This window comes from Salipiger bermudensis (genome assembly GCF_020171625.1).
Lineage (GTDB): Bacteria > Pseudomonadota > Alphaproteobacteria > Rhodobacterales > Rhodobacteraceae > Salipiger > Salipiger bermudensis_B.
Genome location: NZ_JAIUZY010000006.1, coordinates 72530 through 89192 on the forward strand (window position 1 = coordinate 72530; position 16663 = coordinate 89192).

Here is a 16663-nt window from a genome sequence, read left to right on the forward strand (position 1 = left end):
CGCGGGCCGGGCTGACGCTGGGTCTGCTCAGAGCAGGCCCTGTTCCTTGTAGAACTTCTCGGCGCCCGGATGCAGCGGGATCGGCGCGTTCTTGATCGCGGTCTCCAGGTCGATGTCGCCCGCCGCCGCGTGCGCCGCCTTGAGCTGGTCGAGGTGCTCGAACAGCAGCTTGGTCATCTGGTAGGCCAGCTCGTCCGAGACGTCGGCGCTGGTCACGAGCACGTTGGTGATCGCCAGCGTCGGGATGTCCTCGTCCTGGCCCGGATAGGTGCCGGCGGGGATCACGCCCGCGGCGTAGGGCGCGCCGAGCGTGTCGGCGACCTCGGCGGGGACGGACACGTAGGTCACGTCCTGGGTCGAGGACAGGTCCTTGAGCGCCGCCGAGCCGAGGCCCGAGCTTTGCAGCGTGGCGTCGAGCTGGCGGTTCTTCATCAGCTCGACCGACTCCGCGAAGGGCAGGTACTCGACTTTGCCGAGATCGTCATAGCTCATGCCGAGCGCGTCGAGGATCTTGCGCGCGTTGACCTCGGTGCCGGACTTGGCGGCCCCGACCGAGACCGACTTTCCGGCAAGCTCGGTGGCGGTGGTCACGCCAGCGTCGGCGGAGGCGGCGATCTGGATGTAGTTGGGATAGATCGCGGCGATGGCGCGGAGCTTGTCGAGCGGCTGCGAGAAGCCGACCTCTTCGTTGCCCTCGTAGGCGTCCTTGACCGAGTCGCCGAGCGCGAAGCCGATCTCGCCACGGCCCTGCTGCAGCAGGTTCAGGTTCTCGACCGAGGCCTTGGTCGACTGCACCTGGGTGCGGGCGTCGGGGATGTTCTTGGCGTAGATGTCGGCGATGGCCACGCCGAGCGGGTAGTACACGCCCGAGGTGCCGCCGGTGAGCACGTTGATGAACTCCGCGGCCGAGGCGGCGGGGGCGGAAAGGGCGAGGCTGCCGGCGATCAGTGCGCCGAGCCCGTAGGTCTTGATCATGGTGGTCCTCCCAGACTCTCGTTCGGCGACGCAGGCCCGTCCGGCCCCGTCGCGCGGTGGGGGAACCATGTGCAGGCAGCCGGTTGCGGGCAAGCCGTGGCAGGGGCCGAAGCTGCGGATTCTTCGCACGATCCCGCCCGGCCCGTGGCAGATTTCCGCCCCGGCGCTCGGGGCGGGCCTTCGCTGCTGTCGCGGCTTGGTCGGCGCAGGCATGGAAGCGAGGGTTGGTGCGGGTTCCGATGGCTGGCATAGAGGGGAGCGCGCCGAGGTCGGGGCCGCATGACATCGCTCCGGTGCCGGACAACACCGACGTTTCGGACAACGCGCCGCCCCGGATTGCTTGGCCCAGGGAGTCGCTGCCGAACCTGCGGGAGTCCGGCGAAGGTCGTGAGCGAGCTGATCGCGACGCGCGCTCTTGATGGTGTCCGTCGGGGTCTGCTAGACATTTTCCATGAGCATCGAACCGGAAACAGTGACCCTCTGGCGGCCCGTCGGACCCGAAGAGCTGGCGCTGATTGAACAGTCAGACATGAAGGCCTTCCCGCCCCGGTTGCCGGAACAGCCCATTTTCTATCCGGTGCTGACCGAAGACTACGCCGTCAAGATCGCGCGGGACTGGAACGTGAAAGCGAGCGGTTCGGGATTCGTTACCCGCTTTGATGTCCTGAAGTCGTTCCTTGATGCTTATGAGGTTCAGGAGGCCGGGGGTCGTGCTCATCTGGAGTACTGGATACCGGCAGAACACATGACCGCGTTCAACGACGCGATCGTCGGCCGGATCGAGGTCACGAAACGCTTTCCGTGACGGCCTCAGTGTTCGTCGTGGGCTCCATCGACCTCCGGCCTGTCAAACCGCTTCGCAACGGGCATGCGTGAGGCCTCACTCCGGCAACAGCGCTCCTGGTGACCGGCAGACGTAGGGTCGGTTGGCGCGCATCCGGGAGGCGATGGCCCCCTTTGCAGGCGCGACGCCCTTGACGTCGGACGTCCAGAGGCTTTCATGCCCGGCATGACTGATCTCTCAACACTTCCGCTGGATGACCTCGATCTCGACGAGTCCGCGCGACCCAAGGCGCCGAAGGTTCCGGCGGCAACAGACAGGCACCGGCGGCAGGGCCGGCAACTGGCGGCAATCCACCGGCATTACCTGATGGAGATGGCCCAGATCGGCGCGGTGCTGGCGCGGATCGAAGCCGGAGACGCCCCGCCCAAGGACCTCAAGCAGATCGTCCTGTCCCTCGACATGGCCGAGAACTTCCGGGCGTTCGGAAACCTGTGCGGGCACGAATGCCGGATGCTCAAGATCCACCACGACATCGAGGGCGCCGACATGTTCCCCCGGATCGACGCCGCGGGGGGCGGGATGTTCCGCGAGGTCGTGGCCAAGCTGCTGTCGGAACACGAGGTGGTGCACGAGCTGATCATCCGCCTCGGGCGCGCCGCGGAGGCGCTGGTGGAGGATCCGAGCGAGGCGAATTTCGCCCATGCCGCGGCCACGTACCGCAAGCTCGAAGAGATCGTCCGCTCCCATTTCGGCTACGAGGAGACGGAACTGGTGGAGGCCATCGGCTATTACCTCGGCTCGGTCTGACGCCGCATCGGGGGCAGCCCTCTATCACAGGCCAACGTAGTTCCGGCGGCGCGGTCGCTCTCGTTCATGGCATTGAGACCTGTCCGGCTGAAGGAGCTTCGGCCACCGAACCGTCCGGACAGGCCTCCCGCGCGTGACCTCGCGCTTCGTCCGGATCAAGCCCTAGCCGTAGAGCCACACGATGCCGGCGCAGGCGGTGAGGGCGGCGACGATGTTCATCGCCAACCCGATCTTGAGGAAATCCGAGAATCGGTAGTTGCCCGCGCCGTAGACCAGCGTGTTGGTCTGGTAGCCGATCGGCGTGGCAAAGCTTGCGGAGGCGCCAAACATCACCGCCATGGTCAGGGCGCGCGGGTCGAGGCCGGTGCTCTCGGCGAGCCCGATGGCGATGGGCGTGAAGACCACGGCGACCGCGTTGTTGGTGACGGTCTCGGTGAGGGCCGAGGCCAGCATGTAGATCGCCAGCAGCGCGAAGTACGGTGGCAGCCCGGCGATGGGCGGCGTCAGCCAGCCGACCAGCAGGTCGACCGCGCCGGTGTTCTGCAGCCCCAGCCCGACCACCAGCATGGCGAAGATCAGCACGAGGATCGAGCCGTCGACCGCGCCCCACGCCTCGTCGGCGTCGATGCAGCGCAGCACGAGGATGGCCGCCACGGCGAGGATCGACAGCGTCGCGATGTCGATCCCCCCGATCGCCGCCAGCCCGACCACCGCCGCGAGCGCCGCCAGCACCACGGGCGCGCGGCCGCGGCGGAAGGCGCGCCCGGTGGGGCGGCTGACCGAGACCAGCTGGGCCTCGTCCTCGAGGCTTTCGAAGGCGTTTGGCGGGCCTTCGAGCAGGAGCTTGTCGGCCGGGCGCAGCCGCACGCTGCCGAGATCGGGGCCGGGGATGTGCTCGTGCCGATGGGCGCCCAGCACCCGCACCCCGAAGCGCCGGCCCAGCGACATGCTGCGCAGGGTGCGGCCGAGGCTGGGCTTGCGCGGCGAGACGATGACCTCGACAGTGACCAGCTCGCCATCGGGCTGCTCGCCGCGGCGCAGGCCGATCTTCAGCGCCGGATCGTCATGCAGGGTCAGCAGCTCGGAGGTAGGGGCGCGGAAGATCAGGGTGTCGCCGGTCTCGAGCACCTGCTCGGCCAGCGGACCGGGCAGGGCGCGGCCCTTGCGGCGCAGCCCGCTGACCTTGATGTTGCCGCGGTTGAACGGCGCCACCTCGGACAGCGCTTTGCCGGCATGGGTGTCATCGGCCAGCACCGCTTCCGACAGGAAGGTGGTCTCGCCCAGCATCTGGTCGGGGTTGCTGGCCTCGCGGTCGGGCAGCAGCCAGCGCCCGAGGATCACCAGCGTCACGCCGCCCGCCAGCGCCACGAGGAGGCCCACCGGGGTGATCTCGAAGATGCGGAACGGCTCGAGCCCCTGGCTGCGGGCGACGCCGTCGACCAGCAGGTTGGTCGAGGTCCCGATCAGCGTGCAGGTGCCGCCGAGGATGGCGACATAGCTCAGCGGGATCAGCAGGCGGGTGGCGGCCTTGCCGAGCGCCGAGGCGAGGCGGATGACCACCGGGATCAGCACCAGCACCACCGGCGTGTTGTTGACGAAGCCCGAGGCCAGCAGCGTGACACCGAAGATCACCGCCAGCGCCAGCGCCGGGCGCTCGCGCGCTTGCGCGATCACCATGCTCGAGACCGCTTCGAGCACCCCGGTCCGCACCAGCGCGCCGGAGAGCACGAACATCGCGCCGATGGTCAGCGGCGCGGGGTTGGAGAACACCGAGAGCAGCTCGTCCGGCCCGACATAGCCGAGCACTACGAACAGCGCCGCGAGCCCGGCGGCGGGCACCTCTGGCGGGTAGAGCTCGAGCATGAAGAGCGCGAACAGCGCCACGATCAGCGCGAGCGAGATGAGCGCGTCGTACCGCGCGATGAAATCGAGATAGTCTGCCATGTGTCGTTCACCCGTCCCTCGGGGATAACGCCTTTGGGTTCAGAAGGTTGCGCCGGGGTTCGGAAGAATTGCACGCGGCGGTGTTTGTCGGATGCAGAGCGGTGCGGGGGCGGCGTTATGGCGTGCGCGATGGTCTCGGCGATGCCGAGGAGACGCAACGCCGGACCCGGTGACAGGGCCGCCGGACCGGCGCCTTGCGTGCGGGCGAAACTGCGCGCTTGCGTTATGGGGCGGGTCGCATATGGTGCCCCCGTTCTCAGGGCGGGGTGAAATTCCCCACCGGCGGTGACAGCCCGCGAGCGCCCTTCCCAGCGAAGGGGTCAAGCAGATCCGGTGGAATTCCGGGGCCGACGGTGAAAGTCCGGATGGAAGAGACGTATCGTGCCGGGCGTTCGCGCGCCCTGTGCGTTCGAAAGCTCTGGGACCTTTTGTGATCAACGGAGGGTTCCGAAATGACCGATCAGACACAGACCCGTATCGCCTTCATCCGCGCGCGCTGGCACGCCGGCATCGTCGACCGCGCGCATGAGGGCTTCGTGGCCGAGGCCGCCCAGCTGCTGCCCGGCGCGGCCATCGAGGCCTATGACGTGCCCGGCGCGTTCGAGATGCCGCTGCTGGCCAAGCGGCTGGCCGAGACCGGGCGCTACGAGGCGGTGGTCGCCGCGGCCTTCGTGGTCGATGGCGGCATCTACCGCCACGACTTCGTCGCCGATGCGGTGGTGAAGGGGCTGATGGAGGCGCAGATGACCACCGGCGTGCCGGTGTTCTCGGTCTCGCTCACGCCGCACCAGTATCAGGAGACCGAGACCCACAACGCCTTCTTCGCCGAGCATTTCGTCAAGAAGGGCGCCGAGGCGGCCCATGCGGTGAAGGGCGTGCTGGACATCGAGCTGCCCACGGGCGCCGGGCTGTCGGTGGTCAACGGCTGATACCGGCGAGGACCTGCGGCCCGGATCGCATCCGGGCCGCGGGTTAGGTCTCCGGTTTGCCGCGCCGTGGTAGGGCGGGCCTGGCCGGGCCCGCCGAGGTTTCCCTGAACAGTCTTTCAAGATGCGTCCTGCGGGCCGGGGGCGGACCCGACGATATCCATGCCGGTCGGGCGCTAAGGGCAGCGTCCCCGAGGCGGTCGACGCCGGTGAATGGACGGCGTAGACGGGGGCATCCCCGCCCGGCGACCTCCGCCGGGCCTCCCCCGAGTTACGGACGTCCTGCCATGCTGACCCTGACCAACGACCGCCCAATCACCGCGCAGATCCTTCCCGCCTGCCTGCCCGGCGACGGGGTGGGGCGCATCATCGGTGCGCTTGCTCATGCCCTGCCCGCCATCGCCGCGCGGCTGGCGGCGGGCAAGCTGCCGGGCGACCCGGCGGCACTCGTGGGGAGCAACGAGAGCGGCGATGCGCAGAAGGCGCTCGACGTCGGCGCGCATGACCACATCCTCGCCGAGCTGCATGGCTGCGGCGTGCGGCACATGCTCTCGGAAGAGGCCGAAGAGGTCGAGACGCTGGATCCGGACGGGCTCTACGACATCGCCATCGACCCGATCGACGGCTCTGGCTCGATCGGCATCGGCGCGCCGCTGGGGATGCTCTTCGTGATCTATCCCACTGGCCCGCGCGATTTCGCCCGGCGCGGCTCCGAGGCGGTGGCGGCGGGCTATGCCTCGTTCGGGCATTCGCTGGATTTCGGCTACACCACGGGGCAGGGGGTGCAGATCGCCAGTTTCGACGGGCACGATTTCCGCATGAGCGCCCGCGACGTGACGCTCAAGCCCACCGCCTCGACCATCGCCTACAATGCCTCTAACGAGCGCCACTGGCCCGAGGGCCTTCAGGCCTGGGCACGCGACCTGCGCGCCGGGGCGGACGGGCCGCGCGGGCGCGACTTCAACATGCGCTGGCTGGCGGCGGCGGTGGGCGAGCTGCACCGGATACTGCTCAAGGGCGGGGCCTTCATCTACCCCGCCGACCGGCGCGAGGGCTACCGGCAGGGCCGACTGCGGCTGGCCTACGAAGCGGTGCCCATCGCGCTGATGATCGAGGCCGCCGGCGGCCGCGCCACCGACGGCACCACGCGCATCCTCGACCTGATCCCCGAGACGCCACACCAGAACGTGGCGCTGGCCTTTGGGGCTGCGGACGAGATCGACACCATCGCCCGATATTTGGCGGCGGCGGGCTGACACTTCGCGTCTGCTTGCGAAGGCGCGCTGTGTGGGCGCTTGGTGAGGGACGGGCGCTGGTAGATGCGGTGCGGCTCGGTGGCAGCAGGCGCTGCTCGGCCACGGAAGCGCACAGCTTTTTGTCGCCTTTCGGAATTGCTTTTCCTGAGGCCGGAAATAAGGGCGCGCTTTGATCCGGATGAATTTAATTCCGCGTTCTCTGGCGGAGATCCGGTCACTACCTCTCGAAAAGGCCGGAAGCGAAATCTAAATGGCGTTCGAATAAACCAGCGGCATCCTCCGATATACATTCCCGCCGCCCGCAATATGAGAAAGCCCGCTCACCGAATTGGTGAGCGGGCTTAGCCTTTTAAAGCTCGTCCGGATTACATGCCGGAGACTTCGATGCTCTGGTCGTCGTCAAGGCGCTGAGCGGAGGGGAAATCGAACCCGGAGGCGTTCTCGACTTCTTCTTCGCTCATGGTCTCCACGACCAGCACGTCGTTCTCGACCGAGACGCGGTCCATCGGCACCGGCACTTCCTTCGCACCAAGGCCGAGGAAGCCACCGCTGGTCAGCACCAGAACCGGCATGCCGTTCTCTTCAATGAAGCCGGCGGGGCGGCCGAGGTTCTCACCGTCCGAGGTCATCACGTCCTTTTCCATCAGCTCGCCGATGGTCATGGTCGTGGTGTTGCCGGCTTCGGCGTCTGCCATTTCGCCTTCGGCCATCTCGCCTTCGGCGCCTTCAGCGGCCTCGGTCCCTTCGGCGGGCTCGCCATCAGCGGTCAGCTGGGCCTGCTCATCGGTGGGCTGAGCGGTCTCGTCGCCCTGCGCCGGTGCCTGAGCCTGGGTCTGCTCCGAAAGACGCTGCTCGCGCTCTTCGGCGGTTTCGATGACCACGTTGGCCTCGCCACCCTGCTGCACGTCGACGGTCGGGTCGTTCGCCATCACAACCGAGATACGGGGCTCGGACTTCTCGTAGGCCACGGAGGCTTCGCCGCCCTGAACGCTGATTTCCGGCTCGCCTTCGGCCTGCTGGATGTCCACCTGCGGCTCCGAGTCATCGACCGAGGTGTTGCCGGCGACGCTCTGGGTGTCGTTGCCGTCGGTGTCGGCGGTTTCGGTCTCGTCAGCCTCTTCACCGGCCTCGACGCCCAGATCCACGTTCAGTTCCGGGTCGGCCTGCACGACCGAGATCGTCGGCTCGCCCTGCTCGACCTGCACCTGCGGATCATCGGTGGAAATCTGCACGTCCGGGTCGGAGCTGAGGATGTAGACGTCCGGCGCCGGAATGTCGACGCGCACGATGATCTCGGGGATCTCGACCTCGATGTTGGGCTGCTGCTGCGCGATCTGGATGTCGAGCGGGCTCTCGTTGACGGTCACGCGCGGCACTTGCTTCATCACGGTGACGTTCGGAGCAGGGACCTGCACGTCGACATCGGGCTCGGGGACTGTCACACGGGCCTGGCCTTCGATGGTGGCGCTTTCCGACAGGTTGACCTCCTCGGAGACGGTTTCGCTCTCTTCGGCTTGGGCCGTCGCGGTGTCTTCGTCCGTCTCGGTGGTTTCGTCGGTGGCGGTCTGCTCATCGCCCTGGGCGGCGATCGTCTCGGTGATCAGCGCGCATTCCTCGGGGTTGTCTTCGTCAACCGCGGCCATCACGTCGTTCATCGGAACAAGCGCCGGCAGTTCATCGCCGCGTGCGCTCTCGACGAGAGACTGGCATTCGGCGCTTTTGCCGCGAAGCTCTTCGTCCGAGATGGTGTCGAGGGTCTGGGCGGAGACAAAGCCGGCGAGCGGGAAGGAAAGCGCAGTGCTCAGCATCAGGGTGCGCGTGGCAAGTTTCATGTGGTTGATTCCAATCCTGGTAAAGAAAGAGCCGCTGTGTGCGTGCCATCTGAGAAAAGAACCGCCGATGCGGTTAACAGTTCCGAGAGAATTTTTTGGAAAATGCCGAAAAAGCGCGACCGGTCGCGCCGGTAATCAATTGAGACAGTGTATATATCTACGCAATTCTCGGAGAGGATGTGGTTGTCAAAGCGGGACTTACGCCGTTTCGCGACGCTTAGGGGGCATCGCAATTCGCGCGGTCGCGGGCTGGTCGCCGGCTCGTGAAATTAATTGAAAGCCGTAGGGTGCGGTCCCCGTTCCCCGCCAATTGCGGGCCCCGTTCAGGAGGGCTGGCGGTCCTGACCGCGTGTCTCGGCGTCGGTGAGCGAGAAGCAGTCCTTCGGCAGCTTGGCCCGCCATGCCACGCCGTCTGCGTCGTAGGTCAGGCTCGGACCGCTTCCGTCGGCCGCAAAGAACCCCGAGATCAGCGTGGTCCCGAGGCCCCGGCGCGTGGGCGCCTCGACCTGGGGGCCGCCGCTTTCGCGCCATGAAAGGTCAAGCGTGCCACTGTCCTCATCGGGCGACCACCCAACCTCGACCTTGCCGTCGGGCACGCTGAACGCGCCGTATTTCGCCGCGTTGGTGGCCAACTCATGGATGACGAGCGCGAGGTCGAATGCCACGGATTCCGTCAGCTCGACGGCGGGGCCATCCATCGCGATCTGCGCCCGGTCCGGCGCGTAGGGGGCGACGTGATCGCTCACCAGACGCGCGAGGGTGTTGTCGCCGCCTGTTTCGGTCGCGAGCCGGGTGTGGGCGTCGGAAAGGGTGCGCAGCCGCTCTCCGAACGCCAGGGTCAGCTCTTCGACGCTTTGCGAATTGCGCGCGGTCATCTTGAACAGCGAGCGCAGCACGGCGAGGCTGTTGCGGACGCGATGCCTCAACTCGCCGAGCAGGAAGGCGGTGCGCTTCTCTTCCTCCTCCAGACGCCGCACCAGATCACGCGTCCGGAACTGGCGCCTGCGGGTGCCGGCCAGCGTTCCGAGCAGCTTGCCAAGAACGGCGGGCGAGGCGGGGCGCTCGAGCAGCACGTAGGAGGCGGACTCGATGTCCCGGTCGAGCACAACACAGGCGGGCGGTGGCCGGACCGCGGCGCTTGCGAGGATGAGGATCGGCAGGCGCGACCATTCCGGTTCGGCGTTCAGTGCCTCGACAAGGATGCCGCCGACCTCCGCGTCAGCGGCCTCGTGGCTCAGCACCACGATGAGCGTCTCCGGCTGGTGCGGCGCGGCAAGACGCTCCGCGAGCTCGGACGCGCCGGACAGGCAGTGCGCAGGAAGCCCGCTCGCCTCGACGCATCGAGCGAGGGCGCTCGCATCGTTGCCCAGCGGGGCAAGGATGAGCACGGGGTGCGCCCCGTCGGTTCGCACTTCAGGATCCGCCAAGGTGCCCCGCCGACTTCGTCCGCGCCTCGGTCTCCTCCGAGATCTTGCGCACCTCGACCGCGCCGGGGCGGATCACCAGTTCTTGGATATTGCGCTTGTGATCGCCGTTGCGCTTCTTGACCACGGCGATGGATCTGCGGATGTCCGCGCCGCTTTCGTATTGCCGCAACAGGATGACCGTGTCGGCAATGAAGCTGCTGTCGATCTCGGTTTTGGGCTGCTCGCCGAGCAGGCCGTGCTGCGACAGGGTCACGATCACCAGCACCTGTCGCCGTGTCAGGTGCTGGATGAGGGTGTGCAGATGCGTGATCGCGTGCTTCTGGTCCGGCAGCGCCTCGAGATACCCGGTGATGCTGTCGATCACCACCACGCGCGCGCCTTCGTCGACCGACTTCAGAACCGCGTTGGAAAATTCGCCCGGCGACAGTTCGGCGGGATCGAAGTGATTGAGAAGGATCCGGCCCGCCGCCTCCTGATCGTCGATCTCCAGACCAATACCAGCAGAGCGGCCGCGCAGCACCTCGGGACGTTCCTCGAACAGGAACAGCGCCGCCGTAAGGCCGCGGTTCGCCGCATCTGCGCTCAGCACCGTCGCCATGGTGGACTTGCCGGTTCCCGACTGCCCGGCGATCAGCAGCGAAGAGCCGAATTCGATGCCGCCGCCAAGCAGGGTCGCCAGCGCGTCGTGATGGGGGACCAGCCTCTCCTCGAGGTGGACAGGCTCGGCCTCGTGCGGAATGACCCTCGGATAGACGACCAGCCCGCCGGTTGCGATCTTGAAATCGTGGTAGCCCTGCGTGAAGGCCGCGCCGCGCAGCTTGGTGACCGACAGGCGCTGCTGCGGCACGCCGATCGTCGGGGTCAGCGTCTCAAGCTTGATGACGCCGTGCACGATGCCCTCGGCGTTGCGCTCGCCGCCGGCCGGTTCGAGGTGGTCGACCAGCAGGGACGTGGCTTCGACCTCGCGAAGCTTGCGGCGCAGAGAGAGCAGTTCCCGCCGGTAATGCGTCGGCGCATCCGACAGCAGCCGCAGTTCCAGCAGGGAGTCGAACACGAAGAGGTCGGGTTTCGTCTCTTCCAGCGCCGCCCCGATCTGGTCCATGAGCTTCACCAGATCGGCTTGGTTGTTGTCCACCGAGAACACCCGTTCGTCGCCCGATGCGCCCAGCTCGGGGGTGTAGATGCAGATCTGATCGAGATCGAAGCCATGCGACCGGGCGATCATGTCGAGCTCTGAACGGGACTGCGCGATGCTGAAGAACACCCCGCGCTTTCCCTGCTTCGCGCCTTCCACGAGAAACTGCAGCGCCAGGGTCGTCTTGCCGGTTCCGGGAGCGCCCTCGACAAGCATGATACGGCCCGTCGGATATCCCCCGTGCAGAACACGATCCAGACCCGAGATCCCGGTCGCGACGGTTTCTGCGAAGTCGGCTTTTGGCATCCAGTGTTTCCCAATAGTGACATGCTGCAAATCTACCTGCGGACGCCGGCAGTCTGGGTGAACCCTAAAAGAGATTACCGGATTGATAAAGGCATCTCCCGGAAGGCGCCAAAACCGGGCGTTTCTGGTGCTTTGGGAGAGGCAGGGGGCCGCACCGCGTGGGGTGAAAACGCCCTCGCGGTCGGCCCCCTTCGTCCGGTCTCTTATATGGGTTGGTAGGACACGGGCCCGGGCATACGCCGCACGGCGGTTTGACAGAAGGTGGTACGGCCCCCGCGTTTCGCCACGCGCCTCAATCGCCCCTCATCGTTGCGCTCTGCCCCGTCGTTTCGGGGGCCGCTAGGCGCGCGCCTGAGTTTTTTCGGAACACGATCGCCAAGCGCATGGTTCTGGCTCTGGGAACGCCGCGCATCGTGCGGTTCGAAGCCACCTTCATAAAGGAGAGCCAAATGCGCACACGTTTCACAGTGAACGGTGAGCCCCGCGAGGTCGAGCACGACACGCGCGCCACCCTTCTCGACATCCTGAGGGACCAGCTTGGCCTGACCGGGACGAAGAAAGGCTGCGATCACGGCCAGTGCGGCGCCTGCACGGTGATGGTCAACGGCAAGCGGGTCAATTCCTGCCTTTGCCTCGCCGCCATGCATGAAGACGACGAGATGACGACGATCGAGGGGCTCGGCAGCCCCGAAGCGCTCAGCGCGCTGCAAAAGGCATTCGTGTCGCAGGACGGCTACCAGTGCGGCTTCTGCACGCCGGGCCAGATCGTGTCGGCCACCGCGATGCTGGAAGAGTTGCGCGCCGGCGACCCGTCCTACGCCTCGGCCTCGCTCGAGGGGGAGATGGCGCTCGATGACGCCGAGATCGCCGAGCGCATGAGCGGCAACCTCTGCCGCTGCTCGGCCTACCCGCTGATCCGCGAAGCCATCGCCATGGCCGCCGAGGTGAAATCATGAGGGAATTCGATTACACGCGCGCCGAGACCCTCTCCGGGGCCGCAGACCAGCTTGGCGAGGATGCGAGCGTCATCGCGGGCGGCACCAACCTGCTGGACCTGATGAAGATCCAGGTGATGACCCCGTCGCGGCTGGTCGACATCACCCGGATCGATGGCCTGAGCGATATTTGCGAGGACGGTGAGGGCCTGCGCATCGGCGCGCTCGTCACCAATTCCGAGCTGGCCGCGGACCCCCGCGTTCGGGACGGGTGGCCGCTGCTGTCGCGCGCCATCCTTGCCGGCGCCTCGGCCCAGATCCGCAACAAGGCGACCACGGGCGGCAATCTCCTGCAGCGCACGCGCTGTCCCTATTTCTACGACACCGCCATGCCCTGCAACAAGCGCAACCCCGGCGAGGGCTGCTCGGCGAAACAGGGCGACGGGCGGATGCTGGCGATCTTCGGCACCTCCGAGCACTGCCTTGCGGCGCACCCCTCGGACATGGCGGTGGCGCTGGCGGCGCTGAAGGCCGAGGTGGAAATCCGTTCGGCTGAGGGCGATGCCCGCCGCATTCCGATCGGCGAGCTTCACAAGCTGCCGGGCGACCGCCCGGACATCGAGACCGTTCTGGCCCCGGACGAGATCATCACCGCCGTGTATCTTCCCGCGCCGCAGGCTGACACGAAGCAGGTCTACAAGAAGGTGCGTGACCGCGCGTCCTATGCCTTCGCGCTGGTGTCGGTCGGCGTGGCCGTCGCGATGGACGACGACCGGATCGCTTCGGTCTCCTGCGCGATCGGCGGCGTCGCTCCGAAGCCGTGGACCGATCCGGAGCTCGAAAAGGCGCTTGTCGGTCAGGCCCCCTCCGACGAGGTTTTCGGTCAGGCCGCTGACAAGGCGCTGACGCAGGCCCGCTGCCAATCTGATACCGAGTTCAAGAAGCCGCTGCTGCGGCGCACCCTGATCGCCGCGCTGCGCGAGGCCACCGGCCTTGCCGTGTCAGCGCCCGGCGTCGAGACCGCGAGGATCCCGGCATGACCAAGACATTCCGCATGGACGAGGCGCAGCCGCGCCTTCTGGACGAAACCGGGCAGGGCATCGTCGGCGCGCCGCTCGACCGGCCCGAGGGGCCGAAGAAGGTGTCGGGCCGCGCGGCCTACGCCGCCGACGGGCTGCCCGAGAACGCCGCGCACGGCGTGCTGGTGCGCGCCACCATCGCGCAGGGCCGCGTCACCAAGATCGACGAGTCCTCGGTCTCGGACGTGTCGGGACTGCTGGGCGTGTTCCACGGCCCGAAGATGACCCGCAACCCGGCGCAGGGCATGGCGGGGGAAGCCCCGGTCCAGCCCGGCGACGAGGTGCATTATCACGGCCAGCCGATCGCGCTGGTGGTGGCCGAGAGCTTCGAGGCCGCACGCGACGCCGCGCAGCGGCTGGCGGTCAGCTACGACGCCGACACCGACGTGATCACAGACCCCTCCCGCAGTGAGACGCACGAGCAGGACGACCCCGAGACCGCGGGCGATTTCGAAGCGGCCTTCGCGGCGTCCGAGGTGACGCTCGATCGCACCTACACGACCCCGCCCCACGCGGCGGCGGCGATGGAGCCGCACGCGGCGGTCGCGGAATGGGAGGGCGATGCGGTCACGCTCCGCGGCGCGCTCCAGATGCTGCGCTTCAACAAGAAAGAGCTGGCGGACTCGCTGGGGATCGACCCCGATAAGGTGCGCATCCTTTCGCCCTATATCGGCGGCGGCTTCGGCTCGAAGCTGGGTATCGGCCCGGAGGCGGTCGCTGCCGCGCTGGCGGCGCGCGAGCTGGGGCGCCCGGTGCGGGTGGTGATGACCCGGCAGACCGTGTTCGACAGCGTGCTGCGCCGCACCGAGACCAGCCAGCGGCTGCGTCTGGGCGCCGACAAGGACGGCACGCTGCGCGCGCTCTCGCATGACGATCGCGTGTCGAACATCCGCGACGAAGGGTTCGCCGAGCCGGTGAGCCAGGCCTCGCAGTTCCTCTACGGTGCCGAGGGCCTCAGCTTCACCCAGACGCTCGCACGGATCTGTCGCACGCCGGCCGGTTCCGTCCGCGCGCCGGGCGAGGCGGTGGGGATGCTGGCGCTGGAACAGGCGATGGACGAGCTCGCGGAAGAGCTGGGCATGTGCCCGGTCGAGTTGCGCCTGAAGAACCTGCCGGACAAGAACCCGATGACCGACCAGCCGTTCAGCGCCACGCGTCTGGCCGACTGCCTGCGCGAAGGCGCCGAGCAGTTCGGCTGGGGCGAGCGCAAGCCGATGGGCGAGCGCCGCGAAGGCGACTGGTATGTCGGCATGGGGATGGCGTCTGCCGCGCGCTCGAACATGCTGATCAAGTCTGCCGCACGGGTGCGCCTGACCGGCGACGGCGCGGTGGTCGAGACCGACATGACCGATATCGGCACCGGCAGCTACGCCATCCTCGGCCAGATCACCGCCGAGATGCTCGGCCTTCCGATTGCGCAAGTCGAGGTGCGCCTCGGCGACACCAGCTTCCCCGGCGCCTCCGGGTCCGGCGGCTCCTTCGGGGCGAGCTCCGCCGGCTCGGCGACGTTCCTCGCCGCGAAGGCGATCCGGGAAACGCTGGCCGAGCGCATGGGGTGCAGCCTGTCCGAGCTGACCCTGCAGAACGGCATCGCGCGCGGCGGCAACCGCGAGGTTCCGCTCTCGCAGCTGGTCGACGGAGAGCTCGTCGAGGAAGCCAGCGTCGAGTCGGGCAGCACCGCCGACAGCCACTTCTCGGCCGGGTTCGGGGCACATTTCGCCGAGGTGGCGGTGCATGCCTACACCGGCGAGGTGCGGGTGCGGCGGATGCTTGGCGTGATGGCCATGGGCCGCATCCTCAACGAGAAAACCGCGCGCTCGCAGGCGCTTGGCGGGATGATCTGGGGCATCGGCTCGGCTCTGACCGAGAAGCTCACGCATGATCCGCGCACCGGCCATCTGGCGACGCGCGATCTTGCCAACTACCACGTGCCCGCCCATGCGGACGTGCCGGGCGACCTGAAGGTGGTGTTCCTCGAAGAGCGCGACGACATGGCGAACCCGATCCAGACCAAGGGGATCGGCGAGCTGGGTATTTCCGGCGCCGGCGCCGCGATCCTCAACGCGGTGCGCAATGCGTGCGGTGCGAGGGTCTACGACATGCCGGCGACGCCGGACCGCGTCATCACTGCGATGGACGCCGCGGGCTTCTGAGATACGGCCTCCCGCCGCTGCGGCGGCGGGAGGCACCTCGCGCCTCTGGCTTGAGAGGGCGGCGGGGCGCATTCTTCTATTTATTGAGACCTACTGCGCTCAGGGGGGCGGACGTGTTCCGACCTCCTGAGCGTATTTGCACGGCGATGAACCAGATCTAATGCGACGATTCCAAAGCGGCGACGATCTCGGTCCGCGCTTTGCCTGCAGCATCCAAGACCGGCCAGAATGAGCGAGGGGCGACCCGTGGGCCGATCGCTAGATTATTATATGGACGAGAGGTCGTTGGGCGCGCGCGCGGCGATGTTACACCAAGCTTCCAATGAAGGAAGGAGCGGTGCGGTCGATGGGCATCGCGAAGGCCGAGCCAGAATGATGTCTCGGTCCCACGCGACACGATCAATCGGCCAGTAGGGATGTGAAGATAGCAAGCGCGCGCGGTACTCTCGGCATCGCGCGTCGCCGAGTAGGAGATTGTTGGTTAAGGAAGGGGCGGTGATGTCAGATGCACCGCCAGGTCTTCGCTAGTCTCGGGATGCCTTTCCCCTGCTCACCCCGCACCCAGCAACAGGAAAAGGCCAATCGCCAGAACGGCCACGAGCACGATGACCACAACGATGCCGGGCCCGCGGGTGCGTTGCAGCTCGGCGGGGGTCTTCTTGGGTTCGCTGGAGTCCTGGGCAGCACGCTCGGCCTCGCGCGCGTCAGCCATTGCGGCGGGGTCCGTCGGGGTGCCACCGGCTTCGGCGTCGGTGCCCAGAGGCACGGCTGCGGGATCGGAGAAGGCGGCCTTTTCACCGGTGGCGCCCCGATCGATGTCGTCGCGAAGCTTTGCGGCTTCGGCGCCGCCACCGCGCGGCGTCGCGCGCTTGTCGTTGTCGACTGGCATAGGATGTCCTCCGGTTTGAGTGACGGTTCATGGGCCAACCCCCTGACAGCGCAATCGTTCCGCCCCCTGCTCGCAGCACTCCTACGCGGTGTGAGAGCGGGCTTGATCGCTCGACTGCGCTTGCGGATCAGGTCTGCCGGGCCCGTCGCCGAACTGGCAGGGCGCCATGCCACACCGCCCCTTAGGTGCGTCGGGCGTGTTTAGCCGTATTTGCC

At 67.4% G+C, this 16663-nt stretch carries 13 protein-coding genes and 1 riboswitch; of the genes, 7 read left to right on the top strand and 6 right to left on the bottom strand.

All coding sequences use genetic code 11. The annotated features are described in order from the left end of the window. Positions 1-27: 27 nt before the first annotated feature. Complete coding sequence (locus LCM15_RS12320; RefSeq protein WP_224856819.1) at positions 28-975, bottom strand: TAXI family TRAP transporter solute-binding subunit; 948 nt, start codon at positions 973-975, stop codon at positions 28-30. A 451-nt stretch (positions 976-1426) separates the two neighbouring features. Between LCM15_RS12320 and LCM15_RS12325 the strand changes: the two genes are divergently transcribed. Continuing rightward, a complete protein-coding gene (locus tag LCM15_RS12325) occupies positions 1427-1780 on the top strand; it encodes an ADP-ribosylation/crystallin J1 (RefSeq protein WP_224856821.1) in 354 nt (117 codons plus the stop codon). A 195-nt stretch (positions 1781-1975) separates the two neighbouring features. Beyond that, entirely contained in the window at positions 1976-2566 is a 591-nt protein-coding gene (locus tag LCM15_RS12330) for a hemerythrin domain-containing protein (RefSeq protein ID WP_224856823.1), read from the top strand. 162 nt (positions 2567-2728) lie between these two features. Here the strand turns inward: LCM15_RS12330 and LCM15_RS12335 are convergent, their stop codons facing one another. Further along, positions 2729-4510 (bottom strand): SLC13 family permease, encoded by a 1782-nt coding sequence (locus LCM15_RS12335; RefSeq protein ID WP_224856825.1) that lies wholly within the window; start codon positions 4508-4510, stop codon positions 2729-2731. A gap of 248 nt (positions 4511-4758) precedes the next feature. Beyond that, positions 4759-4890, top strand: a riboswitch (FMN riboswitch). A gap of 72 nt (positions 4891-4962) precedes the next feature. Here LCM15_RS12335 and LCM15_RS12340 point away from each other — a divergent pair. Together LCM15_RS12340 and LCM15_RS12345 are read left to right on the top strand one after the other, a co-directional pair. Continuing rightward, positions 4963-5439, top strand: a complete 477-nt coding sequence (locus LCM15_RS12340) for a 6,7-dimethyl-8-ribityllumazine synthase (protein WP_224856827.1) — start codon at positions 4963-4965, stop codon at positions 5437-5439. A gap of 284 nt (positions 5440-5723) precedes the next feature. Continuing rightward, positions 5724-6692 carry a class 1 fructose-bisphosphatase gene (locus tag LCM15_RS12345; RefSeq protein WP_224856829.1) on the top strand — a complete coding sequence of 323 codons (969 nt, stop codon included), beginning with the start codon at positions 5724-5726 and terminating at the stop codon, positions 6690-6692. 365 nt (positions 6693-7057) lie between these two features. Here the strand turns inward: LCM15_RS12345 and LCM15_RS12350 are convergent, their stop codons facing one another. The 3 genes from LCM15_RS12350 to LCM15_RS12360 all read right to left on the bottom strand — a co-directional run bounded on the left by LCM15_RS12350 (position 7058) and on the right by LCM15_RS12360 (position 11392). After that, a complete protein-coding gene (locus tag LCM15_RS12350; RefSeq protein WP_224856831.1) occupies positions 7058-8524 on the bottom strand; it encodes a PRC-barrel domain-containing protein in 1467 nt (488 codons plus the stop codon). A 323-nt stretch (positions 8525-8847) separates the two neighbouring features. Continuing rightward, on the bottom strand, positions 8848-9912 hold the full coding sequence (locus LCM15_RS22845; RefSeq protein WP_224856832.1) for an HWE histidine kinase domain-containing protein: 1065 nt from the start codon (positions 9910-9912) through the stop codon (positions 8848-8850). 25 nt (positions 9913-9937) lie between these two features. Continuing rightward, on the bottom strand, positions 9938-11392 hold the full coding sequence (locus tag LCM15_RS12360) for an ATPase domain-containing protein (protein ID WP_224856833.1): 1455 nt from the start codon (positions 11390-11392) through the stop codon (positions 9938-9940). A 383-nt stretch (positions 11393-11775) separates the two neighbouring features. On the opposite strand from LCM15_RS12360, the gene LCM15_RS12365 reads away from it, so the two are divergent. Genes LCM15_RS12365 through LCM15_RS12375 form a run of 3 tightly spaced genes read left to right on the top strand, consistent with a single transcriptional unit; the run spans position 11776 to position 15559 of the window. Next, a complete protein-coding gene (locus tag LCM15_RS12365) occupies positions 11776-12348 on the top strand; it encodes a 2Fe-2S iron-sulfur cluster-binding protein (protein WP_224856834.1) in 573 nt (190 codons plus the stop codon). Further along, a complete protein-coding gene (locus tag LCM15_RS12370) occupies positions 12345-13367 on the top strand; it encodes an FAD binding domain-containing protein (RefSeq protein ID WP_224856835.1) in 1023 nt (340 codons plus the stop codon). The genes LCM15_RS12365 and LCM15_RS12370 overlap by 4 nt, the downstream gene beginning before the upstream one ends. Continuing rightward, positions 13364-15559, top strand: coding sequence for a xanthine dehydrogenase family protein molybdopterin-binding subunit (locus LCM15_RS12375; protein ID WP_224856836.1), 2196 nt, complete (start codon positions 13364-13366; stop codon positions 15557-15559). The genes LCM15_RS12370 and LCM15_RS12375 overlap by 4 nt, the downstream gene beginning before the upstream one ends. A gap of 550 nt (positions 15560-16109) precedes the next feature. Here the strand turns inward: LCM15_RS12375 and LCM15_RS12380 are convergent. Next, complete coding sequence (locus LCM15_RS12380) at positions 16110-16448, bottom strand: hypothetical protein (protein WP_224856837.1); 339 nt, start codon at positions 16446-16448, stop codon at positions 16110-16112. Positions 16449-16663: the final 215 nt, after the last annotated feature.

Bases quoted from the DNA above. Each gene is read 5' to 3' on its own strand.
- LCM15_RS12365 (WP_224856834.1), top strand. From the start codon at position 11,776: ATGGTTCTGGCTCTGGGAACGCCGCGCATCGTGCGGTTCGAAGCCACC.
- LCM15_RS12335 (WP_224856825.1), bottom strand. From the start codon at position 4,510: ATGGCAGACTATCTCGATTTCATCGCGCGGTACGACGCGCTCATCTCG.
- LCM15_RS12375 (WP_224856836.1), top strand. From the start codon at position 13,364: ATGACCAAGACATTCCGCATGGACGAGGCGCAGCCGCGCCTTCTGGAC.
- LCM15_RS12345 (WP_224856829.1), top strand. From the start codon at position 5,724: ATGCTGACCCTGACCAACGACCGCCCAATCACCGCGCAGATCCTTCCC.
- LCM15_RS12370 (WP_224856835.1), top strand. From the start codon at position 12,345: ATGAGGGAATTCGATTACACGCGCGCCGAGACCCTCTCCGGGGCCGCA.
- LCM15_RS12350 (WP_224856831.1), bottom strand. From the start codon at position 8,524: ATGAAACTTGCCACGCGCACCCTGATGCTGAGCACTGCGCTTTCCTTC.
- LCM15_RS12360 (WP_224856833.1), bottom strand. From the start codon at position 11,392: ATGCCAAAAGCCGACTTCGCAGAAACCGTCGCGACCGGGATCTCGGGT.
- LCM15_RS12340 (WP_224856827.1), top strand. From the start codon at position 4,963: ATGACCGATCAGACACAGACCCGTATCGCCTTCATCCGCGCGCGCTGG.
- LCM15_RS12320 (WP_224856819.1), bottom strand. From the start codon at position 975: ATGATCAAGACCTACGGGCTCGGCGCACTGATCGCCGGCAGCCTCGCC.
- LCM15_RS12330 (WP_224856823.1), top strand. From the start codon at position 1,976: ATGCCCGGCATGACTGATCTCTCAACACTTCCGCTGGATGACCTCGAT.
- LCM15_RS12325 (WP_224856821.1), top strand. From the start codon at position 1,427: ATGAGCATCGAACCGGAAACAGTGACCCTCTGGCGGCCCGTCGGACCC.
- LCM15_RS12380 (WP_224856837.1), bottom strand. From the start codon at position 16,448: ATGCCAGTCGACAACGACAAGCGCGCGACGCCGCGCGGTGGCGGCGCC.